The 24,723-nt window shown below is 55.1% G+C and carries 21 protein-coding genes; 13 read left to right on the top strand and 8 right to left on the bottom strand.

Annotated features, from left to right (window positions below):
* Positions 1-166: 166 nt before the first annotated feature.
* On the top strand, positions 167-1,834 hold the full coding sequence (locus ACQE3Y_RS11560) for a methyl-accepting chemotaxis protein (protein WP_426981727.1): 1,668 nt from the start codon (positions 167-169) through the stop codon (positions 1,832-1,834).
* Between the two features lie 18 nt (positions 1,835-1,852).
* On the opposite strand, the gene ACQE3Y_RS11555 is transcribed toward ACQE3Y_RS11560, so the two are convergent.
* Complete coding sequence (locus ACQE3Y_RS11555; protein ID WP_426972521.1) at positions 1,853-2,722, bottom strand: LysR substrate-binding domain-containing protein; 870 nt, start codon at positions 2,720-2,722, stop codon at positions 1,853-1,855.
* A 128-nt stretch (positions 2,723-2,850) separates the two neighbouring features.
* On the opposite strand from ACQE3Y_RS11555, the gene ACQE3Y_RS11550 reads away from it, so the two are divergent.
* Together ACQE3Y_RS11550 and ACQE3Y_RS11545 are read left to right on the top strand one after the other, a co-directional pair.
* Complete coding sequence (locus ACQE3Y_RS11550; RefSeq protein ID WP_426981726.1) at positions 2,851-4,020, top strand: methionine aminotransferase; 1,170 nt, start codon at positions 2,851-2,853, stop codon at positions 4,018-4,020.
* Positions 4,021-4,038: 18 nt separating this feature from the next.
* Positions 4,039-4,821 (top strand): transporter substrate-binding domain-containing protein, encoded by a 783-nt coding sequence (locus ACQE3Y_RS11545; protein ID WP_426981725.1) that lies wholly within the window; start codon positions 4,039-4,041, stop codon positions 4,819-4,821.
* 64 nt (positions 4,822-4,885) lie between these two features.
* Here the strand turns inward: ACQE3Y_RS11545 and pepT are convergent, their stop codons facing one another.
* Positions 4,886-6,112 (bottom strand): peptidase T, encoded by a 1,227-nt coding sequence (gene pepT, locus ACQE3Y_RS11540; RefSeq protein WP_426981724.1) that lies wholly within the window; start codon positions 6,110-6,112, stop codon positions 4,886-4,888.
* 124 nt (positions 6,113-6,236) lie between these two features.
* On the opposite strand from pepT, the gene ACQE3Y_RS11535 reads away from it, so the two are divergent.
* From ACQE3Y_RS11535 to ACQE3Y_RS11515, 5 genes are all read left to right on the top strand, one after another.
* Positions 6,237-7,823, top strand: a complete 1,587-nt coding sequence (locus ACQE3Y_RS11535) for an ABC transporter substrate-binding protein (protein WP_426981723.1) — start codon at positions 6,237-6,239, stop codon at positions 7,821-7,823.
* Between the two features lie 250 nt (positions 7,824-8,073).
* Entirely contained in the window at positions 8,074-8,394 is a 321-nt protein-coding gene (locus ACQE3Y_RS11530; RefSeq protein WP_426972526.1) for a PTS sugar transporter subunit IIB, read from the top strand.
* Positions 8,394-9,722 (top strand): PTS sugar transporter subunit IIC, encoded by a 1,329-nt coding sequence (locus tag ACQE3Y_RS11525; protein ID WP_426972527.1) that lies wholly within the window; start codon positions 8,394-8,396, stop codon positions 9,720-9,722. Before ACQE3Y_RS11530 ends, ACQE3Y_RS11525 begins: the two co-directional genes overlap by 1 nt.
* Positions 9,723-9,733: 11 nt before the next feature.
* Complete coding sequence (locus tag ACQE3Y_RS11520) at positions 9,734-11,128, top strand: glycoside hydrolase family 1 protein (protein WP_426981722.1); 1,395 nt, start codon at positions 9,734-9,736, stop codon at positions 11,126-11,128.
* Positions 11,129-11,148: 20 nt separating this feature from the next.
* Positions 11,149-12,072, top strand: coding sequence for a LacI family DNA-binding transcriptional regulator (locus ACQE3Y_RS11515; protein WP_426981721.1), 924 nt, complete (start codon positions 11,149-11,151; stop codon positions 12,070-12,072).
* Between the two features lie 140 nt (positions 12,073-12,212).
* On the opposite strand, the gene aldA is transcribed toward ACQE3Y_RS11515, so the two are convergent.
* Positions 12,213-13,649: an aldehyde dehydrogenase gene (aldA, locus tag ACQE3Y_RS11510; protein ID WP_426981720.1), complete on the bottom strand. Its 1,437-nt coding sequence runs from the start codon at positions 13,647-13,649 to the stop codon at positions 12,213-12,215.
* A gap of 397 nt (positions 13,650-14,046) precedes the next feature.
* Between aldA and rhaT the strand changes: the two genes are divergently transcribed.
* The gene (gene rhaT, locus ACQE3Y_RS11505; protein ID WP_250649991.1) at positions 14,047-15,081 is read left to right on the top strand and encodes an L-rhamnose/proton symporter RhaT; all 1,035 of its coding nucleotides are present in this window, start codon (positions 14,047-14,049) and stop codon (positions 15,079-15,081) included.
* 114 nt (positions 15,082-15,195) lie between these two features.
* Here the strand turns inward: rhaT and rhaR are convergent, their stop codons facing one another.
* The gene (gene rhaR, locus ACQE3Y_RS11500) at positions 15,196-16,065 is read right to left on the bottom strand and encodes an HTH-type transcriptional activator RhaR (protein ID WP_426972533.1); all 870 of its coding nucleotides are present in this window, start codon (positions 16,063-16,065) and stop codon (positions 15,196-15,198) included.
* Between the two features lie 12 nt (positions 16,066-16,077).
* On the bottom strand, positions 16,078-16,902 hold the full coding sequence (gene rhaS / locus ACQE3Y_RS11495; protein WP_085071691.1) for an HTH-type transcriptional activator RhaS: 825 nt from the start codon (positions 16,900-16,902) through the stop codon (positions 16,078-16,080).
* A 298-nt stretch (positions 16,903-17,200) separates the two neighbouring features.
* On the opposite strand from rhaS, the gene rhaB reads away from it, so the two are divergent.
* The 4 genes from rhaB to rhaM are packed head-to-tail and all read left to right on the top strand — an operon-like array spanning position 17,201 to position 21,084.
* The gene (gene rhaB, locus ACQE3Y_RS11490) at positions 17,201-18,673 is read left to right on the top strand and encodes a rhamnulokinase (protein ID WP_426981719.1); all 1,473 of its coding nucleotides are present in this window, start codon (positions 17,201-17,203) and stop codon (positions 18,671-18,673) included.
* Positions 18,670-19,926, top strand: a complete 1,257-nt coding sequence (locus ACQE3Y_RS11485) for an L-rhamnose isomerase (RefSeq protein WP_426981718.1) — start codon at positions 18,670-18,672, stop codon at positions 19,924-19,926. Before rhaB ends, ACQE3Y_RS11485 begins: the two co-directional genes overlap by 4 nt.
* 11 nt (positions 19,927-19,937) lie before the next feature.
* Positions 19,938-20,780, top strand: coding sequence for a rhamnulose-1-phosphate aldolase (gene rhaD, locus ACQE3Y_RS11480; RefSeq protein ID WP_085071694.1), 843 nt, complete (start codon positions 19,938-19,940; stop codon positions 20,778-20,780).
* Positions 20,770-21,084, top strand: a complete 315-nt coding sequence (rhaM, locus tag ACQE3Y_RS11475; RefSeq protein WP_426972539.1) for an L-rhamnose mutarotase — start codon at positions 20,770-20,772, stop codon at positions 21,082-21,084. Before rhaD ends, rhaM begins: the two co-directional genes overlap by 11 nt.
* Before the next feature lie 72 nt (positions 21,085-21,156).
* Here rhaM and ACQE3Y_RS11470 read toward each other — a convergent pair whose 3' ends face one another.
* From ACQE3Y_RS11470 to ACQE3Y_RS11460, 3 genes are all read right to left on the bottom strand, one after another.
* Positions 21,157-22,338 (bottom strand): sugar transporter, encoded by a 1,182-nt coding sequence (locus tag ACQE3Y_RS11470; RefSeq protein ID WP_426972540.1) that lies wholly within the window; start codon positions 22,336-22,338, stop codon positions 21,157-21,159.
* A 241-nt stretch (positions 22,339-22,579) separates the two neighbouring features.
* Positions 22,580-22,918: a hypothetical protein gene (locus ACQE3Y_RS11465; protein ID WP_426972541.1), complete on the bottom strand. Its 339-nt coding sequence runs from the start codon at positions 22,916-22,918 to the stop codon at positions 22,580-22,582.
* A 276-nt stretch (positions 22,919-23,194) separates the two neighbouring features.
* Complete coding sequence (locus tag ACQE3Y_RS11460; RefSeq protein ID WP_426981717.1) at positions 23,195-24,616, bottom strand: MFS transporter; 1,422 nt, start codon at positions 24,614-24,616, stop codon at positions 23,195-23,197.
* Between the last annotated feature and the right edge of the window lie 107 nt (positions 24,617-24,723).

The raw sequence follows: 24,723 nt of genomic DNA, 5'->3' as shown, positions 1-24,723 counted from the left end.
TATAAATATCAAAAAGTTAAACGGTTTATTTTTAGTGCGGCCTCAAAAAATCAGGCAGGGCGGATGTTATAAAACAGTATAATTTCCGCCGCTGCTGCCGATAACCCTCGATAAGCCCGCCAGAGTTGGCGGAATATTCTACGGTTATGACCGAACTGAGGCAGCTATGCAGCTATTAAAAAACTTCACCATACGCGCCGTTATGCTTTCAATCCTGGGCCTGTTTTGTTTGCTCTGGTCTGCGGTTGGCATGTACAGCGTCCATTCGTTAAACGCCCTGAGCGAAGGCAACAGCGTCGACCGGCAACTGGTGTCGCAAATGACTATCCTGAGCAAAGGTAACGATCAATATTTTCGTTTTGTTACGCGTTTATCGCGGGTGATGGAAGTGCGCGCCACTGGCGGTACGCCGGATGCGGCAGCGTTTGCCAACGTACAGAAAGCGCTTGACGGTATGGAAGAGCAGCTGGCGCAGTTTAAAGCCGCAGCCCCAGGACCGATGGATGCCGCGATTTCAACGGCGGTAGAAGAAAAATGGACGCAGTTGCTGGAACAGGGCGTCAGACCCCAGATGCAACTGGCGCAGCAGGCCTCAGTAGAAGATTATCGCCGTCATGCGAACAGCGTAACGCCGACCTTCAGCCGCGAGTTTGGTGCAGTTGCGGAAAAATATAACGCCGCAGCGGGCCTGATGCTCGATCAAACCCGCGTTACCGTTGACCGCATCACCATTATTACCCGGATCACTATTATTGCGGCGGTTATCTGCGGTCTGCTGATTTTGCTGTTTACCGATCGCTATCTGGTGACAATGCTGGTACGTCCGCTGGAACTGCTGCGTGGACATTTCAGTAAAATTGCTGAGGGTGATTTAAGCCAGCCGATTCATGATTTAGGCCGTAACTGCGTCGGGAAACTGGTACCGCTGCTGCGCGCCATGCAGGATAGCCTGCGTGAAGCAGTCAGCGCCATTCGTAGCGGTACGGAAAATATCTATCGTGGCGCGGCAGAAATTTCCATGGGAAATAATGATCTCTCTTCGCGCACCGAACAGCAGGCAGCAGCGCTGGAGCAGACCGCAGCCAGCATGGAGCAGCTTACCGCTACCGTGAAGCTGAACGCGGATAACGCGCGCCAGGCCAGCGATTTGGCGGACAGTGCCTCGTTGACGGCAGGACAGGGCGGCAAACTGGTTAATGATGTAGTGCAGACCATGTCCGGTATTTCTGACAGCTCGAAAAAAATTGCAGAGATCACCAGCGTGATCAACAGTATCGCTTTCCAGACCAATATCCTGGCGCTGAACGCGGCGGTGGAAGCCGCACGTGCGGGCGAGCAGGGCCGCGGCTTTGCGGTTGTGGCCAGTGAAGTACGTAATCTGGCACAGCGCAGCGCCGGCGCAGCGAAAGAGATTGAGTCGCTGATTAGCGACTCCGTGGCGCGAGTGGATAGCGGCTCGAAACTGGTTAACGAAGCGGGCAGCACCATGAGCGCCATTGTGAAATCGGTTAGCGATGTCACTGAAATCATGAAGCAAATTGCCGCCGCGTCAGAAGAGCAGAGCAAAGGCATTGAACAGGTTGGCACCGCCGTTGCAGAGATGGACAGCGTAACGCAGCAAAACGCCTCGCTGGTGGAAGAGGTTTCCACCGCCGCCACCGCGCTGGAGCGTCAAACCGAAGATCTACAGCGCTCGGTAGCCCGCTTCCGTTTGTCAGCAGACGATCGGCAGCAGCAGCCAGAGTCGGTAAAGACGCCGGTTTTGACCACGGCCTCCGCACGCCAGAAAACCCCAACCGCCGCCAGCTCGGCGGATGAGTGGGTCTCCTTCTAATCCTGCGCGCGCCCGCACTCAGGGCGCGCTTTGGTCAGTGGGTTGACAGAGCCACGCCACCAGCGTTGTAAGATGCGGTGGCGTTTCTTTTCCCTCCCGGCTGATTAAGCTGTAGGTCGCCCCGGTTCTGACCGCAGAGGTAAAAGGGGCAATCAGTCTCTGAGCCGCCAGATCGCTTTTCACCAGCGTAATATCCGCAACGGTAACGCCAAATCCCTGCATTGCCGCCCCAATCGCCAAATCCATGGTGGCGAAATGCTGATTGCGCCGCATCGGCAGCTTCACTTCCTGCGCCTGCAGCCACAGCTGCCAGTCCCGTTCGTCATTGTTGGGATGTAAAAAAGTAAAGCCAGCGAGATCGGCGACGGTCAGTGGTCGGTTGTCCAGCAGCGCTGCGGCCATAACCGGCGTCAGCCGCTCCTCAAACAGCAGATGGCTGCCCGTCGGCGCGGTGCCGTAGACAATCGCCGCATCAAAATTTTCCAGTTGATCTTTATGCGCCAGGGTGGTGGTCAGCTTCACATGCAGATCGGGATGCTGCTGCTCCAGCTGTACCAGTCTTGGCAGCAGCCAGCGCATCACGCAGCTGGGCGCACGCAGGCGCAGGGCATTATCAGGCTGCTGCCGGGCCTGTTCAGTTGCGCTCTGCATCAGCTCATAACCCTGCTGAAGCTGCGGCAGCAGCGCCGCGCCACGCGTTGTCAAACGCAGACCCCGTGCGTGACGATCGAACAGGGCAAAGCCCAGCCACTTCTCCAGCGCCGCGATTTTACGGCTTACGGCCCCTTGCGTCAGACAGAGCTCATCGGCGGCGCGGGTCAAATTAAGGTGGCGCGCGGTGATCAGAAAAGCATGAACGGCATTCAGCGGCAGCGGTTGATGAACCATAGGGCGATCCTGAGCTATGAATTTTGTGCATAGCTATTATGACAACAATTCGCTTGCCGTCACAACCAGGCTCGGTTTGAATGCTTATATAATTATTATGTATATTTATTCACCCACTGGGGAGCAGGATGGCTTTATCTTCAACCGTAACGCATCGCTCAAAATTGCCGGATGTCGGCACCACTATTTTCAGCGTCATCGGACAGCTTTCCTCGCAGTATGGCGCCATCAATCTGGCGCAGGGCGCACCTAATTTTCCCTGTGATGAGGCGCTGATCGCCAGCGTCGATCGGGCGATGCGCGCCGGGCATAATCAATATGCGCCGATGACCGGCTATCTCCCATTAAAAGAGGCACTGGCGGAAAAGGTAAGCACGCTGTACGACCAGCACTATGATGTTGCCAGCGAGGTGCTGATCACCGCCAGCGCCAGCGAAGGGCTCTATGCGGCGATTTCCGGGCTGGTTCATGCCGGCGATGAGGTGATCTTTTTTGAACCCGCCTTTGACAGCTATGCGCCGGTGGTCCGGTTGCAGGGGGCCACGCCGATTGCGATAAAACTGAAGGTGCCGCAGTTTGCCATTGACTGGAATGAAGTGCGCGCGACCATTACGCCGCGTACCCGCATGATCATTATCAATACGCCGCATAATCCCTCAGGGCAGGTGCTGAGCGCCGAAGATCTGGCACAGCTCGCTGCGCTGACGCGCAACAGTGACATCATTGTGCTTTCTGATGAGGTGTATGAGCATATTCTGTTCGACGGACGCCGTCATCATGGTATGGCTACCCATCCTGAACTGGCGCAGCGCAGCGTTATCGTTTCCTCGTTTGGCAAAACTTTTCACGTAACCGGCTGGCGCGTCGGCTACTGCCTGGCACCTGCTGAGTTGATGAATGAAGTGGTGAAGGTGCATCAGTTTCTGATGTATGCCGCGGACACGCCCATGCAGGTTGCTTTCGCCGACTGGCTGCGTGAGCCAGCTCACTATCAATCGCTGGCAGGATTCTGGCAGCAGAAACGCGATCTGCTGGCGTTGATGCTGCAGGAGTCGCCTTTCGAGCTGCTGCCCACCGCCGGTTCGTTTTTCATGCTGGCAAGCTATCGGCACTTTAGCGACGAAAGCGACAGCGAGATGGTGAAACGGCTGATTATCGAGCACGGCGTGGCTACCATTCCGCTCTCTGCGTTTTATACCGACGGAACGGATAACCGGTTAATTCGGCTCTCGTTTGCCAAAGACGAGGCAACATTGCAGGCGGGCGCGCAGGCGCTCTGTTTGTTAAAGGCGCGCTAATCACTGCGAGGAAAAATCATGAAAAAACGCTCTTTTCTCTGGCTGGCGCTCGGCCTGTTTGCAGCGACGCAGGCCACGGCACAGCAAACGCTGCGCTACGGGGTGGAATCACAGTATCCGCCGTTCGAGAGCCGCAACGCGCAAGGCGAGCTGGAAGGGTTTGATATTGAACTGGGCAATGCGATTTGCCTGGCGGGAAATTTCGCCTGCAGCTGGGTAGAGAGCAGTTTCGATGCGCTGATTCCTGGGCTGACGGCAAAAAAGTTCGACGCGATTAATTCAGCGATGAATATCACCGAGGCGCGGATGAAAAGCATCGCCTTTACCCAGCCCATTTACCGCATTCCCAGCATGCTGGTCGGCAAGGCGGATGCCGGGCTACAGCCCAACGCCGCCGGGCTGAAAGGCAAAAATATCGGTGTGCTACAGGGATCAATTCAGGAAACCTACGCTAAGCAGCACTGGGAGCCGCACGGTGTCACGGTAACCTCCTATCAGGATCAAAATCAGGTGTACAACGATATGCTGGCCGGACGGCTGGACGGTACGCTGGTGATGTCGGCGGCCGGCCAGTCTGGCTTTCTGAATAAGCCGCAGGGCAAGGGATACGCCTTTATCGGCAAGGCGGTGGAGGATGACAAAATCCTTGGCTCCGGCATCGGTTTTGGTCTGCGTAAGGATGACAGTCAGCTGAAAAGCGAGCTGGACGCGGCGATCGTTAAAGTGCAGCAGGATGGCACCTTGCAAAAGCTGGCGGCGAAATATTTTCCCGGCATCAACGTCAGCGTCAGTAAACCATAGCGAACTGATGAAAAACGCCCGCTTTGGCTAACTCAGAAACGGTCACCCGGGGGTGACCGTTTGTTTATCGGGCCGCCAGATAGCAGAGCTTTTCCGCTACCAGATAAGATTTTACAAACGAGGGAACCGGCAGGAACTCAAACCGCGAGTGGAAGTTATGCGCGCCGGTAAAAAAGTTAGGCGTTAGCAAACCTTTTGCCGACAGGGCTGCGCCGTCGGTACCGCCGCGCATCGGCACCACTTTCGGCTCAATCTCCAGCTCCGCCAGTGCGGTAAAAATCAGATCGATAGCACGACGATCGTCGCCAATGGCATTGCTGATATTGCTGTAAATGTCGTTGATCGTCACCGCAACCTTGCCGGTGGGATAACGTGCGGCAATCTGCTGCGCTACGTCGTGGATCTGTTGTTTGCGCTGATTAAAGCCGGCTAAATCGAAATCACGAATCGAGGCTTTTAGCCGTGCCTCGCTGGCGTTGGCGTTGATTTCGTTAAACCAGATATAGCCTTCGCGACCGGCGGTATGCTCCGGCGTCTGCTGGCGATCGAAACGGGCGATAAAGTCGTGTGCCATCAGTAACGGATTCACCAGCACCCCTTTTGCCGACATCGGATGAGCCGGAACGCCGGTAAACAGGATCTCCGCCGCCGCACCGTTAAAATTCTCATAAACCACTTCGCCCAGCTCACAGCAGTCAATAGTCCAGGCGAAATCAACGTTAAAGCGCGTTTCCAGATCCAGCGCTTTTGCGCCGCGCAGGCCTATCTCTTCATCCGGCACAAAGGCCACCACGATGTCGCCATGATCGCCGTTAAGGTTTTCCATCAGCGTCATCACCACACTCACCGCCGCTTTATTGTCTGCGCCCAGTACGCTGGTGCCGTCGCTGAAAATAATCTCCTGGTCGCGGTAGGGCAGGATTTCCGGATGTTCGCTGACGCGTAGCCAGATATCCTGCTGCGCATTCAAACAGAGATCCTCACCGGTAAAGCGCAGCGTCTGCGGATGAATATGCGGCGACAGACCGACATCAACGGTATCAATATGGGTGATAAAGCCGATGCGTGGCGCACCGGTCCGGTTTCCGGGCTTTACGGCGGTTACCGTTGCATGCTCATCAATGATGACCTGCTGCAGGCCAAGCGACTCCAGCTCTGCCGCCAGCAGACGCGCCATCTGATGCTGTTCCGGCGTGCTGGGCAACGTGTGTGCGGCGCTATTGCTCTGGCTGCTGACAGCAAGATAGCGGTAAAAGCGATCGGTTAACTGACGAGCCAGCCTGTGATTCATAGCGCTTCCTTATCCATGGTTATTAAGTGTTCTGTGAAAGGGAGAAACATGTTATTTATTAACCAGATGTTAAATTGTTTTACACATTGCCAGCGGATTAAGTCAACTAAAAGCGAGGACCGAGATGAAAAAAACGGTAACGGGCGTAGCGCTCATGATGCTGTTCAGCACGGCGGCAGCGGCGAAAACGCTGGTTTATTGTGCAGAGGGATCGCCAGAAAACTTCAACCCCCAGCTTTACACCTCCGGCACCAGCGTTGACGCCAGCGCGGTTCCCATCTTTAACCGACTGGTAGAGTTTAAAACCGGCACCACTGAACTGGAGCCGAGCCTGGCGCAACGCTGGGATATCAGCCCTGACGGCACGGTTTATACCTTCCATCTGCGGCAGGATGTTCACTTTCACAGCAATAAATATTTTAAGCCGACGCGCACATTCAATGCTGACGACGTGATTTTTTCCTTTATGCGCCAGATGGATAGTAAAAATCCTTACCACAACGTTTCTGGCGGGACCTATGCCAATTTCGAAAGCCTGGAATTTGGCACCCTGATCAGGAAGATTGAAAAAGTAGACGACCATACGGTGCGCTTTACCCTGGCACATGCTGAAGCGCCGTTTCTGGCCGATCTGGCATGGTATTTCGCCTCAATCCATTCCGCCGAATACGCGGATAAAATGTTGAAGGCGGGCACGCCGGAGCGCGTCGACAGAGATCCAGTTGGCACCGGCCCCTTCCAGTTGCTGCAGTATCAAAAGGATTCGCGCATTCTCTATAAGGCTTTCCCGGAATACTGGCAGGGCAAAGCGAAGCTGGATCGGCTGGTGTTTACCATTACGCCGGATGCTTCAGTGCGCTATGCCAAGCTGGAAAAGAATGAATGTCAGGTGATGCCGTTTCCTAATCCAGCCGATCTGCCGCGCATGCAGGAAAACCCGGATCTGGTGCTGATGAAAAAGTCAGGGCTGAATACCGGTTTCCTCGCGTTTAACACGCAAAAACCGCCGCTGGATAATGTCAAAGTGCGTCAGGCATTAACCATGGCGATCAATAAACCGGCGATTATCGAGGCGATTTTTCATGGGACCGGCAGCGTTGCCAAAAATCTGCTGCCGCCTGATGTCTGGAGCGCAGACAGTGCGCTGAAGGATTATGCCTGGGATCCTCAGCAGGCGCAGCAGCTGCTGGCGCAGGCGGGCATTAAGCCGGGCACCGTTATCGATCTCTGGGCGATGCCGGTGCAGCGTCCTTACAATCCCAACGCACGGCGCATGGCGGAGATGATCCAGTCCGACTGGGCCAAAGTGGGCATCAAGGCGCGCATTGTCAGCTATGAGTGGGGCGAATATCTCAAGCGGGTAAAAAACGGCGAACATCAGGCGGCGCTGATGGGGTGGACCACCGCCACCGGCGATCCGGATAATTTCTTCAGTCCGTTGTTTAGTTGCACCGCCGCCAATGGCGGCTCCAACTCGGCTAAATGGTGCTATCAACCGTTTGAAAAGCTGATTAACCAGGCGCGTACCGAGCAGGACCACAACAAGCGCATTCAGCTTTATCAGCAGGCGCAGCAGGTGATGCATGATCAGGCACCAGCGGTGATGATCGCCCATTCCACCCTGTTTGAACCGGTACGTAAGGAAGTCATCGGCTATCAAATCGATCCTTTTGGCAAACATATCTTTTATCAGGTCGATCTTAAAAACTAAACGCTGGCCGTTGCACACTCACTCAGGTAAAGCGCGGGGATTGATCCGCGCTGTACTGTATCGCTTCTGAAACAGTTTTATTACCCAGGGAATGGCCGTTATTACATTAATAATCGTGAACAAACTCACAGCCCATTCTTTTTTCCAAACCCAATACATGAACTCTCTCGCAAAATAATATGGCCGCTATGGAAACCGGTTTCCATTTTGTTTCCTATAGGCAGGTCGAAACCGTGAGAAGGCCAGGATCATGTATAAAATTATGCTTTGCTGTTCTGCCGGAATGTCTACCAGCATGCTGGTAAAGAAAATGCAGGATGAAGCCGCAAATCGTGGGCTGGAAGCGGAAATCGCCGCCTTCAGCGCCACCGAGTTTGATGAACGCTTTGCCCACTATGACGTGGTGCTGCTGGGGCCGCAGGTAAAATATATGCAGGAAAGCCTGGCGGCGAAAACCGTTAGCGAAGGCATCCCGGTTGCCACCATTAACATGATGGATTACGGCACGATGCGCGGTGATAAAGTACTGGATTATGCGATCCAGCTGATTGAGCAGAAAGGGGTGGCATAATGGCATCACTTTATCAGGGCTTAATTAATATCATTGAGCGCAAGATTACGCCGCTGGCCGGTGCTGTCGGTCAGCAGCGCCATGTTGTGGCTATCCGTGACGGCTTTGTCTCTGCGCTGCCGTTTATGATAATCGGCTCCTTTATGCTGGTATTTATTTTCCCGCCCTTTGCCGCCGACAGTCAGTGGAGCTTTGCGCGCGGCTGGCTCGATCTCTCGCTGCGCTATCGCGACCAGTTGATGCTGCCGTACTATCTCAGCATGGGCGTAATGACTTTTTTTATCTCGGTTGGCATTGGCGCCAGCCTGGGGCGACACTACAAGCTCGATCCGGTAATGACCGGCCTGCTGGCCTTTATGGGTTTTCTGCTGGTGGCCGCGCCTTATCAGGATGGTAAAATCGCCACCGACTATTTCTCTGGCCAGGGGATCTTTACCGCCATTCTTACCGCTATCTATACCAGCGAAATTTATGCGCTGCTGAAGCGGAAAAATATCACCATCCGCCTGCCGAAAGAGGTGCCTACCGGGGTTGCGCGCTCGTTTGAAATTTTGATTCCGGTGATCGTGATTGTCGCCACGCTGCATCCGCTTAATTTGCTGGTAGCCTCCTGGACCGGCATGATCATTCCACAGGCGATTATGCATCTGTTGCAGCCGCTGGTTTCCGCCTCCGATTCCCTGCCGGCGGTGCTGCTTTCGGTACTGATTTGCCAGATCCTCTGGTTTGCCGGCATCCACGGCGCGCTGATTGTCACCGGCATAATGAATCCCTTTTGGCTTACCAACCTGGCCGCCAACCAGGCGGCGCTGGAAGCGGGGCAGGCTCTGCCGCACACCTACCTGATGGGCTTCTGGGATTTCTATCTGTTGATTGGCGGCGTCGGCTCCACGCTGCCGCTGGCATTCCTGCTGCTGCGAAGCCGGGCAGCGCACCTGCGTACCATTGGCAAAATGGGCATCGTGCCAAGCTTCTTTAATATCAATGAGCCGATTCTGTTCGGCATGCCGATTATCATGAACCCGCTCTTTTTCCTGCCGTTTATTCTGGTGCCGATGATCAATGCCGTGTTTGCCTGGACCGCCACCAAACTGGGCTGGGTGGCGCAGGTGGTTTCAATGGCGCCCTGGACGACGCCTGCGCCGATTGGCGCTTCCTGGGCGGCAAACTGGGCATTTAGTCCGGTAATAATGTGTCTGTTCTGTATGGCACTTTCCGCGCTGATCTATCTGCCGTTTGTTAAAGCGTGGGAGCGTAGTCTGTTACAGCAGGAAGCACAGGCCAGTCAAAGCGCAGCGGCGTCCGGCGCCGGATTGCAAACCCCATAAGGAGCACCATTATGCACTATCAGTTTCCCGCAGACTTTTGGTGGGGCAGCGCCAGCAGCGCGCCACAATCTGAAGGCGAAAGCCTGAACTTTGGCAAAAGTGAAACCATCTGGGATCGCTGGTTTGCTGAAGCGCCGACCCGTTTTCATCAACAGGTGGGGCCAGCACAGACTTCAGCTTTTTATCAGCACTGGCGTGAAGATATCGCCTTGTTGAAACAGTTGCGGCATAACACTTTTCGTACTTCGATTGCCTGGTCGCGCCTGATCCCGGACGGGCGCGGCGCGGTTAACCCCGAAGCGGTGCGCTTTTATAATCAAATCATTGACGAGATGTTAAGCCAGGGCATCACGCCCTTTATCAATCTGTTCCATTTTGATATGCCGATGGTGATGCAGCAGCTAGGCGGCTGGGAAAATCGCGAAGTGGTTGAGGCCTATGCGCAATACGCACAAACCTGCTTCCGCCTGTTTGGCGATCGGGTGAAACACTGGTTCACCTTTAATGAGCCGATTGTGCCGGTGGAAGGCGGCTATCTGTATGATTTCCATTACCCTAACGTGGTGGATTTTCGGCGTGCGGCGACGGTGGCCTATCACACCATGCTGGCGCACGCGCGCGCGGTGCAATTGTTCCGCCAAGGGCAATATCCGGGTGAAATTGGCATTATCCTTAACCTGACGCCCTCTTATCCACGCTCAGCGCATCCGGCTGACCAGCAGGCGGCGCATATCGCCGATCTCTTTTTTAACCGCAGCTTTCTCGATCCGGCGCTGCTGGGCCGCTATCCGGCAGAGCTGGTTGTGCTGTTGGAAGAGCATCAGCAATTACCTGCCAGCCAGCCCGGCGATCAGGCGCTGCTGGCGGAAGGGCGGGTCGATTTACTGGGCATCAACTACTATCAGCCGCGTCGGGTGAAATGCCGTGATTCGCTGGTCAACCCACAGAGTCCGTTTATGCCGGAGTGGTTTTTCGAACATTATGCGATGCCGGGGCGCAAGATGAATCCGTATCGCGGTTGGGAAATCTACGAAAAGGGTATTTATGACATTCTCAGCAATCTGCGTGAGCATTACGGCAACCCGCGCTGTTTTATTTCTGAAAACGGCATGGGCGTTGAGGATGAGCAGCGTTTTGAGCAGCAGGGACAGATCCAGGATGACTATCGCATCGACTTTGTGCGCGAACATTTAATCTGGCTGCATCGGGCATTGCAGGAGGGATCGCACTGTCTGGGTTATCATATGTGGACCTTTATCGATAACTGGTCATGGAGCAACGCCTATAAAAACCGGTATGGTTTTGTGCAGCTCGATCTTGACAGTCAGCAGCGCCGCGTGAAAAAAAGCGGTGAGTGGTTTGCGCGCGTAGCCAGCGAGCATGGGTTTACGCAAAACAGCGATTGAGCGGAGAGATAAGCACCCTTATGGCGAGTATTAATGATGTTTCGCGCCTGGCAAAAGTATCAAAAGCCACCGTTTCCCGGGTGCTCAGCGGCAGTCGCGGCGTTAAGGAAGAGAGCCGCGACGCCGTGCTGCGCGCCGTTGAGAAGCTGAATTATAAACCAAACGTCATTGCGCAATCCTTAAGCTATCAGAAAACCCACTGTATCGGCGTGATCTGCGCAACTGAACATGTGCAGCAGGCTACCGGCTATCTGCAGGCACTGGAAAAGGCGCTGAGACAGGAGAGTAAACATCTGCTGCTGCGCTTTGCCAACAGCGCGCCGGCGGTTGCGCAGGCGATGGAAGAGCTGGGATCCGGGCGCTGCGATGCGGTGATGGTGGTGGGGGCGCGCTTTGCGCTGCCGGATGAAGCAAAGCAGGCGGTGCTGATTGATTGTCTCGACGGCGGTGAAGGGCCACAGCTGGCCATTGACTACCAGTTCGCCAGCCTGACCGCCTGTCATTACCTTTTCAGCCAGCAGCGACGCAAAATCGTGCTGTTTAACTTTAGCCACGGTGAGGCGGCGGAGCAGGTGCTGGCAGGCTATTGCGATGCGCTGGAGAGCGTCGCGCTGCCTTATAACCGTCAGCTTATCTGCGGCCAGGAAGAATCGGTCAGCGTTGCGCTGCAAGCCCTTATCAATCGTCATACTGCATTTGATGCCTTACTGGTGACCGACTATATCAAAAGCCGTGAGGCGATTGCGCTGCTGCGTCGTTATCAGCGTCAGGTGCCGCAGGATGTGATGGTATTCAGCCTTGACGGCGCGGTGCCGGTGGTCGGCGCGCCAGATATGCCGCAAATGGCGTGGCCGCTGGATATGCTGGCGCAGCGGGCGCTACAGTTGATCAGCGGAGAGCAGGCCTGTTTTCCTCCGTTGCGTGGCAGCCTGATTGCGCCCTGAGAGATGAGCTCAGAGGTTATGACATTGTCACTTTCTGTATGTGACAATGTCACTTACTGGCAGCCCGGCTTGATAGAGTGCGTGACCCCGGCAGAATAAGGCGAGTAGCGTGGATAGCGCCACGCCGCTCGCTTATCCACTTATTTAAACTGCAAATAGGCTACGTGGGTTTGCAGATACTCTTCCAGTCCATGACGGCCATCGGCACCGCCGATACCTGACTTACGCCAGCCCGCATGAAAACCCTGCATTGCCTCAAAATTTTCCCGGTTGATATAGGTTTCACCAAATTTCAGCTGGCGCAGGGCGATCATCGTGGTATTAAGGTTTTGCGTATAGAGCGAGGAGGTCAGGCCATATTCGCTGTCGTTAGCCAGCGCAATCGCCTCGTCCAGCGTGCGGAAAGTGGTAACCGGCAGGACCGGGCCGAAGATCTCCTCCTGCATAATCGCCATATCCTGTTTAACGCCGCTCAGGATCGTGGGCTGGAAGAAATAGCCGGTCTCGCCAGCGCGCTTCCCGCCGGTAATCAGCTGAGCGCCCTGTTGCAGCGCATGCGCCACTTTTTCTTCCACGCGCAGCAGGGCAGCGGCACTGATCAACGGCCCCATATCCACATCTTGCTGTTCCGCCGGATTACCCCAGGTTATCTTGCTGAAGGCCGTGGTCAGACGCGACATAAAGGCGTCATAGATGCCTTCCTGTACGTAAACGCGCTCGGCGCAGTTACAGACCTGGCCGGAGTTGATGATGCGTGAACTCACAATCGCTTTTACTGCCAGATCGAGATCGGCATCGTCCATCACAATCGCTGGCGCTTTGCCGCCCAGCTCCAGCGACACTTTAGTCACATTTTGCGCCGCCGCCGTCATGGTCTGAATTCCGGCATTGACGCTGCCGGTAAGGCTGACCATGCCTACCTTTGGATTGGCGGCCAGCTCCTGGCCCACCACCGGACCGTAGCCGAAAACAATATTAAGCACCCCTTTAGGCAACCCCACCTGCTGCGCAATCTCAGCAAATATCACCGCGTTGAGGGGAGTAACTTCGCTGGGCTTGAGCACAATGGTATTGCCGGTGATCAGTGCTGGCGCTGCTTTACGCGCAATCAGAAAGAAAGGAAAGTTCCACGGCAAAATGCCGGTCGTCACGCCAATCGCCTTTTTAAAGACGAAAATATTTTCATCAGGGCGATCGCTTTGCACGATTTCGCCCTCGTAACGGCGTGCCCACTCCGCCATATAGTCAAGATAGTCAGCGGTAAACAGCACTTCGGTTTGCGCCAGGCCCCGGGTTTTTCCCCCTTCGGCAACAATCGTTGCGGTCAGCTCCGGTTCACGCTGACGGATGGCGGCGGCGATTTTATGCAGCCAGACGCCACGCTCTACCGCCGGCAACGCTTCCCACTGCGGCTGTGCCGCCTCAGCCGCATCGATAGCGCGCTGCGCATCTTCGCGGCTACCTTCCGGCACCTGAGCAATCACCGCTTCCGTTGCCGGATTGATTACCTCAATCCAGGCACCCTGATGAGACTGAAATTCGCCGTCGATATACATTTGTTTTTGAATAGTTGCCATTCATCCGCTCTCCGTTATCAATTCTGCTTTTTCTGGTTAATAAAAAGATATGGAATTGTTTGATTTTGCCACCTTGACCTGGACGCAGAGATTTGACCTTCCGCTGAATGCCATTGCGCTTCAGGAACTGGCAAAAATACAGGGATTAACCTGACGAGGCTGGCATAACCTGAAATTCATCTTTTGAAGCAAGGGGTTAGCGCGGCGGCGGCTGCAATGGACGCAACAGGGTGATTGTAATGAATTTGTGATCGTTATCGCGGCCATCTGCTGATTTTTGCCACAAGGGGACACAGGCGGGCAGCCAGCGAAAGGCTGGTGAGGAAATGAACTCTTTAGACTCGCGGTAACCGGGAGAGTCTTCTCCTGCTGGCCTCAACCTTACGAAGGAATAACGATGAACAACGCAATCCTTGCCGGCATTCTCTGGCATCTGGTCGGTGCCGCCAGCGCCGCCTGCTTCTATGCCCCTTTTAAACGCGTCCGACACTGGTCATGGGAAACCATGTGGTCAGTGGGCGGCCTGATGTCCTGGTTAATTCTGCCCTGGGCGGTCAGCGCGGTGCTGTTGCCCGATTTCTGGGGCTATTTTCAACAGTTCAGCGCCGCGCAGCTGCTGCCGGTATTTTTGTTTGGCGCCATGTGGGGAATAGGCAACGTTAACTACGGGCTAACCATGCGCTATCTCGGTATGTCGATGGGGATTGGTATTGCCATCGGCATTACGCTGGTGGTCGGGACGTTGATGACGCCGCTTTTGCAGGGGCGTTTTATGGTGCTGTTCAGCTCCGCTGGCGGACGGATGACGCTGCTGGGCGTCCTGATTGCGCTGATCGGCGTGATTATTGTTTCCCGTGCCGGTTTCCTGAAAGAGCGTGCGCTGGGTATCAACGCGGAAGAGTTCAATCTGAAAAAGGGGCTGGTGCTGGCGGTGCTGTGCGGGATTTTTTCCGCCGGTATGTCATTCGCGATGGATGCGGCGAAACCGATGCATGAGGCTGCCGCCGCTGCCGGCATCAATCCCCTCTACGTCGCTTTGCCAAGCTATGTGGTGATCATGGGGGGCGGAGCGCTGGTAAACCTGGCCTGGTGCTTTGTCCGTCTGGCAGTGAAGCCGTCGCTGTCGCTAAAAGCTGATTTCTCGCTGGCGAAGCCGCTGCTGGGGGCGAATATTGCCTTTGCTATGCTGGGCGGCCTGATGTGGTATTTGCAGTTCTTTTTCTATGCCTGGGGTCACGCCAACATTCCGGCGCAGTATGACTTTGTCAGCTGGATGCTGCATATGAGCCTGTATGTGCTGTGCGGCGGCATAGTCGGGTTGCTGATGAAAGAGTGGCATGCGGTAGGACGTCGTCCGGTTCGTGTACTCTCTGTAGGTTGCCTGGTCATTATTCTGGCGGCAAATGTCGTTGGGATGGGAATGGCAGGCTAACGGGCAGAAGAGCCTGGCCGCACGGCAGGCTCTTCTGAGCGAATGCAGGGTTTGAGGTGGTATCAGGGAGAGCGGCGAAGGCTTTCACACAGCGGCGTTAAAAGCAAAATCGGGCTATTTTTGCTGTTCCGGCAGCGGCTGTGGCTTGCTGGTGCGCTCAAAACGCTGACGCCAGGCGCTGGGAGTAAACCCGGTTTCGCGGGTAAAAACGGCGGAAAAGTAGTTGCTGTCATCAAAGCCGCAGCGGAACGCCACCTCACCAATCAGCAGATCGGTATTGCGCAGCAGATATTTAGCCTGGCAGAGCTGCAGCTGACGCAGATAATGACCAATGGTCATGCCGGTTTGCTGGCGAAACAGCTGCTTCAGAGCGCGTTCGCTGAGCCGGTTATGCTGACAAAAAGCGGCAAGATCGAAGGGGCGGGCGGTGCTGGCCTGAATGGCGGACATCAGCAGATCGAGCTGCTCGCCTTCCGGCAGTTCGCCGGCGCGTTCGGCCACGTAGCGATGCCGCCGCAGAATAAGCGCCAGCTGCAGGAACAGCGCCTCCGCCAGCTGCATCGAGAGCATATCGGTTTTACGGCTCTCCTGCTCCAGCTGTACAATCACGCCGCGCGCCAGCGCCATGCCGCGCGTGGTTAAGCGCCAGTGGGCGCGATAGTCCGCGTCATCCAGCGGCAGCAGCTGGCTCCAGTCCAGCCCGAGCCGAAAGCGTTCCGGGCAATAGAGAATATTATCCAGCACCAGATCGTTTACCGACTCATAGCTGTGGCAGTCGCTGTGCTGGATATAGAACAGATCGCCGCAGGTCACCAGCCAGGGACGATCGTTAAGCACATGCAGACCGTTACCGCGCCAGACGATGACAATTTCGCTGAATTCATGACGATGAGGCGGAAAAGAGGGCTGCGGCGCCCGGTCGGCTACCGCCACCGGCATCGCTTCAGAGGGAAAATAGTCCGCCTTCGCCAGAATTAACCCCATGCTGTTCTCCTGTTACCACATCTGTTGTCGCTCAGCGCGCGGGGCGCAGCCAAATTCACGGCGAAACAGGGTCGAAAAATGATTGCTGTCGCCAAAGCCGCACTGAAATGCAATATCGGTAATCCGCATTTCGCTGTGGCGCAGCAGGTGACGCGCCTGCAAAAGGCGCAGCCGGTTAAGGTAGCGCTGCGGCGTACTGCCGGTTTGCTGTTTAAGCTGGCGATGGAGCGTGCGCAGCGAAAGTGAAAAGCGATCGGCCAACGCATCCCAGTCAATATCTTCACTGTAGTGTTCGTTTAGCCAGTCAAGCAGGCGCAACAGACGAGCCTCCTGCGCATCGCTCTCCTGTTCCCGGCAGCCCTGACGCAGCAAAACCAGCAGTTGCATAAAGGTGAGTTCCTGTTGCACACGCTGCTCTATGGCATCGCTGCCGTCAGGCTCCTGCAGCTGCGCTACCAGCGTTTTCGCCTGTGCCATCACCCGATTACTGATGCGCCAGTGGGAAGGGTAACGACCATCGCACTCCTGCGGCAGTAAATCCTCCAGCCCGGTCAGAAAGCGAAACGCCTGCGGACCGCGCCACAGTACATTGGTCAGAAATAAATTTTCCGTTTGCTCATAAAGATGACGATCGTGATCGCGAACAAAACAGACGCAGCCGCCACACAGCGACTGGGGCTGGCCGTTAAAGATATGAATGCCGGCACCCTGTTCCACCAGCACGATTTCATGAAAATCATGATGATGTTCAGGGAACACGCTTTGCGGGGCGCGGGGTTCAATCGCGACCGGCAGATCGCCATCTGGAAAAAAATCGGCACTATGTAATACGGTCATGGTGCGTCCTCGTTGACCTCTGTGTGACCGATACTAGCCAGCGCGTGCTTAACTTACCTTGAATTTTGCACCGCAAAACAGGGTTAACCGGTTAATTTTTCAAGAAACAGCTGGAAATCTTCAGAATTGCGGCAAGGGTCACATCGTGTTGCGGCAACAGGGAAAAACAGATCTGTGAGCTGCTTCACGCTCTTCTTTACGCCCCTGCCAGGCGGATTAAAACATTGGCACTGTCAGCAAGGTGCAGAATTCACCGCTTTTTACACTGGTGAGCATGTTTCATCAGGAAGCGAATCTTATGACGCACCGCAATTTTGTTGCCATCGACCTCGGCGCCTCCAGCGGCCGTATTATGCTGGCGCGCTACCAGCCGGAAACGCAGGCGCTTACGCTGGAGCAGGTTAGCCGCTTTGCGAATCAACGTTGTCAGATTGACGGGTATGACTGTTGGGATATCGACGCGCTGGAGCAGTCGATTCGTGCAGGACTGGAGCAGCTGCTGGCGAGCGGCGTGGTGCCGGACAGCATCGGCATCGATACCTGGGGCGTGGATATGATCATGCTCGACCAGGCCGGCGAACGCGTCGGCCTGCCGGTTTCCTATCGCGATAAACGCACTCACGGCCTAATGGCGCAGGCGCAGCGCGAACTTGGTCGTGATGTTATTTGGCAGCATACCGGCATCCAGTTCCTGCCCTTTAATACGCTTTATCAGCTGCGCGCCTTCAGCCAGGCACATCCTGAACAGCGGGATCGCGTCGCGCACGCCCTGATGATCCCCGATTATCTGCAGTACCGTTTGACCGGTCAGCTGAATTGGGAATATACCAACGCCAGCACCACGCAACTGCTGAATCTGGCTACCGGCGAGTGGGACAGCACGCTGCTGAACTGGGCTGGCGCGCACGCCGGGTGGTTTGGCAAGCCGCAGCTGCCCGGTATGCCGGTAGGGGAATGGCAGAGCCGCAGCGGCGCACGCATCCCGGTGGTCGCCGTCGCCACACACGATACCGCCAGCGCCGTGCTGGCGACACCGCTCGCCCACAGCGATGAAGCCTATCTTTGTTCAGGCACCTGGTCGCTGCTGGGTTTTGAAAGCCGCACGCCGTTCAATGACCACGCCGCGCTGGAGGCCAATATCACCAATGAGGGCGGAGCGGAGGGGCGCTATCGCGTTCTGAAAAACATTATGGGGCTCTGGCTGCTGCAGCGCATCTGCGATGAGCTGCAAATCGACAATCTTTGCGCACTGATTGATGAGGCTGCGCATTATCCCGCCTGTTTGTCGATTATCGACGCCAACGATGCGCGCTTTATCAATCCGGCCAGTATGGTGCGGGAAATTCAGGATGCCTGCGTAGAGCAGGCGATGCCGGTGCCCCACAGTCCGGTAGCGCTGGCGCGCTGCATTTTCGATAGTCTGGCGCTGCTCTATCGGCAGGTCAGCGAGGAGCTGGCCGCGCTGCGCGGCACCGCTTTTACCCGTCTGCATATTGTGGGCGGCGGCAGTCAGAATCCGTTGCTGAATCAGCTCTGCGCCAACGCCTGCCAGTTGCCGATTAGCGTTGGCCCTGTTGAGGCCTCAACGCTGGGCAATGTCGGCAGCCAGCTGATTGCTCACGGCGAAATGGCGGATGTTAACGCTTTCCGCCGCTGCGTTGCCCGGAATTTTCCTTCTCATCTTATTCAACCTCTCTCAGACAGCGCGCTAACCGACGGCTGGTTGCGTTTTCAGGCGCTGAAACAACCGCGTAAGGAACTATGCTTATGACCAGGCTTACAGAACAGGCTTTTGAACTGGCGAAACAGCGCTATGCTGATAACGGCGTCGATGTCGAAGCCGCAATGGAGCAGCTGGATACCATCCCGGTATCTATGCATTGCTGGCAGGGGGACGATGTACGCGGTTTTGAAAATCCGCAGGGCGCGCTGACCGGCGGTATTCAGGCCACCGGTAACTATCCGGGCCGCGCGCGTAACGCCTCTGAGCTACGGGCGGATGTTGATGTGGCCCTGGGGCTGATCCCCGGCCCAAAACGCTTTAACCTGCACGCGATTTATCTGGAAAGCGACGGGCCGGTGGAGCGTAATGAGATCGAACCGCAGCACTTCGCTAACTGGGTGAGCTGGGCGAAAGAGCGTCAGTTGGGACTGGACTTCAACCCAACCTGTTTTTCCCATCCGCTGAGCGCCGACGGCTTTACGCTATCGCATGCGGATGAGCGCATTCGTCAGTTCTGGATCGATCACTGCAAAGCAAGCCGCAAAGTTTCCGCCTGGTTCGGCGAACAGCTGGGTACGCCCTCGGTCATGAATATCTGGGTGCCGGATGGCATGAAAGATGTAACCGTGGATCGTCTGGCTCCGCGTCAGCGGCTGATGCAGGCGCTGGATGAGGTGCTGAGCGAAAAGCTGAATCCGGCCCATCATATCGATGCTGTCGAGAGCAAGCTGTTCGGCATCGGGGCAGAGAGCTATACCGTGGGCTCTAATGAGTTTTACCTGGGCTATGCCACCAGTCGCCAGACCGCGCTGACGCTGGACGCTGGCCATTTCCATCCTACCGAAATGATCTCCGACAAAATCTCTGCCGTGATGCTCTATGTGCCGCGTCTGTTGCTGCACGTCAGCCGTCCGGTGCGCTGGGACAGTGATCATGTGGTGCTGCTGGATGATGAAACCCAGGCAATAGCGCATGAAATTGTGCGTCAGAAGCTGTTCGATAAGGTGCATATCGGCCTCGATTTCTTTGATGCCTCGATCAACCGCATCGCCGCCTGGGTTATCGGGACGCGTAATGCCAAAAAAGCGCTGTTGCGTGCGCTGCTGGAGCCAACCGGGAAGCTACGCGCCATTGAAGCTGCCGGTGATTACACGGCACGCCTGGCGCTGCTGGAAGAGCAAAAATCACTGCCGTGGCAGGCGGTATGGGAAAGTTACTGTTTGCGCCACGATGTGCCGGCGGATGCAGGCTGGCTGCGCAACGTGCGCGATTATGAAGAGCAGATCCTCAGTCAACGGTAAGGATGACACTTATGCAATCGATTCTTTCTTCCTGGTTTGTCCAGGGAATGGTTAAGGCCACCAGCGACATGTGGCTAAAAGGCTGGGATGAGCGCAACGGCGGTAATATAACCCTGCGCCTGCTGCCGGAAGAGGTAGCCGCATTCCAGCACGACTTCGTGGCTGAACCGCGCTGCATTGAACTGAGCCGGGCGGCACCGGGGCTGGCCAATGACTGGTTTATCGTGACCGGTTCCGGCAAGTTTTTTCGCAACGTGCAGCTCGATCCCGCTGACTCTCTGGCGCTGCTGCAGGTGGATGATAAAGGCCTCTCCTGTAAAATTCACTGGGGGCTGGTGAACGGTGGGGTGCCAACTTCCGAGCTGGCCTCCCATTTCCAGTCGCACAGCGTGCGCAAGCAGCTTACCAACGGTGCCGATCGGGTGATTATGCACTGCCATGCCACCAACTTTATGGCGCTGAGCTATGTTGTGGAGCTGGATCCGGCACGCTTTACCCGCCTGCTGTGGGAAGGCAGCACTGAATGTCTGGTGGTTTTCCCGGATGGCGTTGGCATTGTGCCCTGGATGGTGCCGGGCACCGATGAAATAGGCGATGCCACCGCTAAACAGATGCAGTCGCACAGCCTGGTGATGTGGCCTTTTCACGGTATTTTCGGCGCAGGGCCGACGCTGGATGAAACCTTCGGCCTGATCGATACCGCTGAGAAATCGTCGGAAGTGTTGGTAAAGGTCATCTCTATGGGGGGGCTGCGCCAGAGCATAACCACTGAACAACTGGTGGCGCTGGGTAAACGCTTTAACGTTAATCCCTGGCAGGCCGCACTGGATACGGGACCGGCCCATGTTGCGTAAAGCCTTTGTGATGCAGGTTTATCCAGACTGCCATGAAACCTATCAGCAGCGCCACTCGCCTGTCTGGCCTGAACTGGAGCAGACGCTAAAGGCGCATGGGGCACATCACTACAGCATTTTTCTGGATGAGCAACGCAGCCTGTTGTTTGCCTGCGTGGAAATTGAATCGGAAGAACGCTGGGAAGCGATAGCGCAGACTGAGATCTGCCAGCGCTGGTGGGCATCAATGCGTGAGCTTATGCCCTCAAATGCAGATAATAGCCCGGTAAGCCAGCCGCTGAAGCCCGTATTTTATCTGGAGTAGCGGGCAGGTTAAACTCCCGCACGACGTTATACGGGCGCAATAATGAAGGGGCCGAATGGCCCCTTCATTCATTTAACCATTGCTGCGTAGCTGAGGATAGCGCCGGAAAATAAAGATGCACCAGAACAGCGCCAGCAGGCCAAGGATACCGCCGACATTGCCGACATCTGCCATTTTGAAATGTAGGCTGACCTGATTACCTAACAGCGCACCTGCGCCTATGCCAATGTTATAGATGCCGGAAAAAAGCGACATCGCCACATCGGTAGCGTCCGGGGCCAGCGACAGCACGCGTACCTGCATCGCCAGGCCAATGGTCATCATGCCCATACCCCAGACCACACAGAGCACGGAAACCGCAACCGGATGAACCGCTGCGAACAGCAACAGCCCCATGCACAATGTAATCAGTCCGATAGCGCTCAGCAGCAGCGCGGAAGGGAATCTGTTGCCCAGCAGGCTAAAGATAATACTGCCAACAATGCCCGCTGTGCCAAAAATCAACAACAGGAAAGTAGTAAAGTTTTCCCCCTGTGAGGCAATCACCTGCATAAAGGGTTCGATATAGCTGTAGGCGGTATAGTGAGCGGTGACCACCAGCGTAACCAGCAGATACATGCCGACCAGCGCCGGACGTCTGAACAGCATCGGCACGCTACTGAGCGAGCCGGTATGCTCACTTGGCAGCTTCGGCAGCAGCTTAATCAACATCAGCATCAGTACCAACGCCGACGCGCCGATCATACCGAAGGTCATACGCCAGCCAAGATACTGGCCGATAATGCGTCCAATCGGCACGCCCAACACCATCGCCAGTGCGGTGCCGGTAGCCAGCATGCTGAGCGCCTGAGTTTTCTTGCCGGCAGGGGCAACGCGGATCGCCAGCGAGGCGGTAATCGACCAGAAGATAGCGTGTGCCAGCGCAATACCAATGCGTGACAGCACCAGTACCGGGAAACTCCAGGCCAGCAGCGACAGGATATGGCTCAGGGTAAACAGCAGGAAAAGTACCGTCAGCAACAGCCGGCGCTCTATATTGCGTGTTGCCAGCATGAGCGGGAGCGACATTAATGCCACTACCCAGGCATAGATGGTCAACATAATGCCTACTTCAGGCGTTTCCATGGAAAATGACGCGGCGATATCAGAAAGCAGACCCACCGGCACAAATTCGGTGGTGTTGAATATAAAAGCTGCGACAGCCAGCAGAACAACGCGTAGCCAGGCCGTTTTACGGGAAACAGATGTTTGCATAGGAATAAATGGATGCCAGACGTGTTAACAGAATTGATGATTTCATCACCAAAAGGTGATTTACATCACATTTAATGACTATTGTGGTCGATTTACAGCAAGAGTGAAACAGTGCGATAAAAAAATATCCTTACAAACATCCGTCTAACCTGAAAGGGCGCGACGGTAGGATATCCGGCTCTGGCAGTCTGAAGGGGTTCAGCGGCGCCAGAGCCTGAAGCTGTGTGTGTAGTCTGCAACGTTAGCAGGAAGAGAGTGCAGTAATAGATGTCTGATTTTTATGGGATTCTTTTTTCTTTTTTGGCAGAGGGCAGCAGTTTTTGCATCCTTCAGCACGGGCGTAATACTTTTTTGCCTGCTTGATCGCATCAAGCGGCGCATAGAAAGTGCCTAAGAAAAAGCGATCGTTTTCAGGCGCGAGCGAAGCACAGTGGGCGGAATGAACCCGATAAACACCTGACGAGCCAGCCTTGATATTAACGTAATAAAATTTCCCCATGATGCGTTCTCTGTTGATGAAATATTTTGCAACATGGTTATTTAATATAGTGCGTTTTTTCAAAAAGCCCAGTAAAAACAAAAATAGCGTTCTCAGAACGCTAAAAAAATAATGACAGACGTTTTTTTATTTATAAAATACTTTAATAAACAGATAGTTAATTTTATTTATCATGACTTAATGGGTGGTGAAAAGAAAAATGAGACGGTAATTTTTATGTGAAGAACATTAGCGTCAAATTAATTGAATGAGAATTGTTAATATTTTTCAATATTTATGAGTGGTTGCTTGTTGTTAATATTTCATCAGCGACTATCCGGTCAATAATAATAAAAGACCGGATAATCCATCCTGGTACTACCTGGACGTTCTGGCTGCCTGACAGGAAGCGACAAAGGTGCGTTTTGAGCCTAAGGTACGCAGCACCAGAACCAACATCAGCAGCCATTCCGCTGCCAGCGTAGCCAGCACTGCCTGTTGATAATCTCCCTGCTGTAGCATTTGCGTAAACAGCGAGCCCAGCGCCATGGGGCCCATACCAAATGCAGCCTGTTGCACCGTAGACAGGGTAGCACTACCGGCCCCGGCATAATCGCTAGGGACGTCAGCCATGCCAATACGATAAAACGTGCTGACAATAAGCGCCTGACCACCGCCGATAATCGCTGTTGCGGGTATCAGGGTGAAGATATTTACCGTTAACCAGCCGTAGTAAAAGGTTGCCATCAATAACAATAAGCCGCTCATCTGTATAACGCAGCCCAGCAGCAGGGTATGGCGTTTACCCAGCTTTTCCACAATCCGCGTCGAACTGACGGAAACGATAAAGTAGGTCGCGCCTAAAGCAATAAAAGCGTTGCCGGATGAAAAAGCGCTCATACCAATGCCTGACTGCAGCGTGAGAGCGACGGCAAACATAAAACCGCTCCAGCAGCTAAAAAACAGCACTGCCAGGCTGATGCCGAAACGCATACTGGGCAAGCGCAACAGTACCGGAGGCAGCAACGGCGCGCCGCCACGCTTTTCCAGCGCGATTTCTGTTCGCCACAGTTGTATCAGCAGCAGCGGGAACAGCATCAACAGCAACAGGCACGGCCATGACCAGTGCAGCACCGGCCCGAGTGCCAGCGCCACCATCAAACTGCCGGTTGCGCCCGCGAGCAGCAACGTTCCGGCTTTATCGATCGGCAACGGCTGAGCATTGCGGGTTTCAGGGATAAAACGCCTTGCGGTCAATAAGATCACCAGGCAAACCGGCAGGTTGATCAAAAATACGCTGCGCCAGCCGTAACCGGCAATATTTGCGCCGATCAAAAAGCCACCCAGCACTTGACCGATAATAAAGGCCAGCCCGCCAATGCCTCCATACAGACCAATCGCCCGCGCATGTTCGCGTCCCTGCAGCGTAACGTGCAGCGTGGCCAGAATTTGCGGCACCACCAGCGCTGCGCCAATGCCCTGGAGCGCGCGCGCCAGCAGCAGCGTAATAACATTGTTTGCCAGGCCACACAGCAGCGAGGCCAGAGCAAATAACCAAACGCCGCTGATAAACAGGCGACGACGGCCAAAGTTATCGCCCAGGCGGCTACCCATCGCCAGACAGACGGCAAAGGTGATGCCATAAATCGCGACGATCAACGCCAGCTCAATGGCGGTTGCGTGCAGGCTGGCGGCCATCGCATCCAGCGCAACGTTAACAATGGAGAAATCAATCATTGGCAGCAGTTGACCGGCGAGCAAAACCATCAGTCCGGCTTTTCTTAACGTTGTCGTGTTCATAACGCTTCTCTTGTTTTTGTTACAGGTGGGGCTTAGCATCAACCATTGATTAAACGGGTACCAGTTTTTGCTTATCATGGTATTAGTGCTACCAGCCTGACCAGGGA

Origin of the sequence: Pantoea sp. FN0305 (genome assembly GCF_050113845.1) — a bacterium.
Taxonomy (GTDB): domain Bacteria; phylum Pseudomonadota; class Gammaproteobacteria; order Enterobacterales; family Enterobacteriaceae; genus Mixta; species Mixta alhagi.
This window is presented reverse-complemented; position numbering and strand designations above follow the sequence as displayed.

What these genes read in the sequence shown, in the direction of transcription:
- aldA (WP_426981720.1), bottom strand. Translation starts at nt 13,649, where the DNA reads ATGGCAACTATTCAAAAACAAATGTATATCGACGGCGAATTTCAGTCT.
- ACQE3Y_RS11535 (WP_426981723.1), top strand. Translation starts at nt 6,237, where the DNA reads ATGAAAAAAACGGTAACGGGCGTAGCGCTCATGATGCTGTTCAGCACG.
- ACQE3Y_RS11460 (WP_426981717.1), bottom strand. Translation starts at nt 24,616, where the DNA reads ATGAACACGACAACGTTAAGAAAAGCCGGACTGATGGTTTTGCTCGCC.
- pepT (WP_426981724.1), bottom strand. Translation starts at nt 6,112, where the DNA reads ATGAATCACAGGCTGGCTCGTCAGTTAACCGATCGCTTTTACCGCTAT.
- ACQE3Y_RS11560 (WP_426981727.1), top strand. Translation starts at nt 167, where the DNA reads ATGCAGCTATTAAAAAACTTCACCATACGCGCCGTTATGCTTTCAATC.
- ACQE3Y_RS11530 (WP_426972526.1), top strand. Translation starts at nt 8,074, where the DNA reads ATGTATAAAATTATGCTTTGCTGTTCTGCCGGAATGTCTACCAGCATG.
- rhaS (WP_085071691.1), bottom strand. Translation starts at nt 16,902, where the DNA reads ATGACCGTATTACATAGTGCCGATTTTTTTCCAGATGGCGATCTGCCG.
- ACQE3Y_RS11550 (WP_426981726.1), top strand. Translation starts at nt 2,851, where the DNA reads ATGGCTTTATCTTCAACCGTAACGCATCGCTCAAAATTGCCGGATGTC.
- ACQE3Y_RS11515 (WP_426981721.1), top strand. Translation starts at nt 11,149, where the DNA reads ATGGCGAGTATTAATGATGTTTCGCGCCTGGCAAAAGTATCAAAAGCC.
- rhaR (WP_426972533.1), bottom strand. Translation starts at nt 16,065, where the DNA reads ATGGGGTTAATTCTGGCGAAGGCGGACTATTTTCCCTCTGAAGCGATG.
- ACQE3Y_RS11555 (WP_426972521.1), bottom strand. Translation starts at nt 2,722, where the DNA reads ATGGTTCATCAACCGCTGCCGCTGAATGCCGTTCATGCTTTTCTGATC.
- ACQE3Y_RS11485 (WP_426981718.1), top strand. Translation starts at nt 18,670, where the DNA reads ATGACCAGGCTTACAGAACAGGCTTTTGAACTGGCGAAACAGCGCTAT.
- rhaT (WP_250649991.1), top strand. Translation starts at nt 14,047, where the DNA reads ATGAACAACGCAATCCTTGCCGGCATTCTCTGGCATCTGGTCGGTGCC.
- ACQE3Y_RS11470 (WP_426972540.1), bottom strand. Translation starts at nt 22,338, where the DNA reads ATGCAAACATCTGTTTCCCGTAAAACGGCCTGGCTACGCGTTGTTCTG.
- ACQE3Y_RS11545 (WP_426981725.1), top strand. Translation starts at nt 4,039, where the DNA reads ATGAAAAAACGCTCTTTTCTCTGGCTGGCGCTCGGCCTGTTTGCAGCG.
- ACQE3Y_RS11525 (WP_426972527.1), top strand. Translation starts at nt 8,394, where the DNA reads ATGGCATCACTTTATCAGGGCTTAATTAATATCATTGAGCGCAAGATT.
- rhaM (WP_426972539.1), top strand. Translation starts at nt 20,770, where the DNA reads ATGTTGCGTAAAGCCTTTGTGATGCAGGTTTATCCAGACTGCCATGAA.
- rhaB (WP_426981719.1), top strand. Translation starts at nt 17,201, where the DNA reads ATGACGCACCGCAATTTTGTTGCCATCGACCTCGGCGCCTCCAGCGGC.
- rhaD (WP_085071694.1), top strand. Translation starts at nt 19,938, where the DNA reads ATGCAATCGATTCTTTCTTCCTGGTTTGTCCAGGGAATGGTTAAGGCC.
- ACQE3Y_RS11520 (WP_426981722.1), top strand. Translation starts at nt 9,734, where the DNA reads ATGCACTATCAGTTTCCCGCAGACTTTTGGTGGGGCAGCGCCAGCAGC.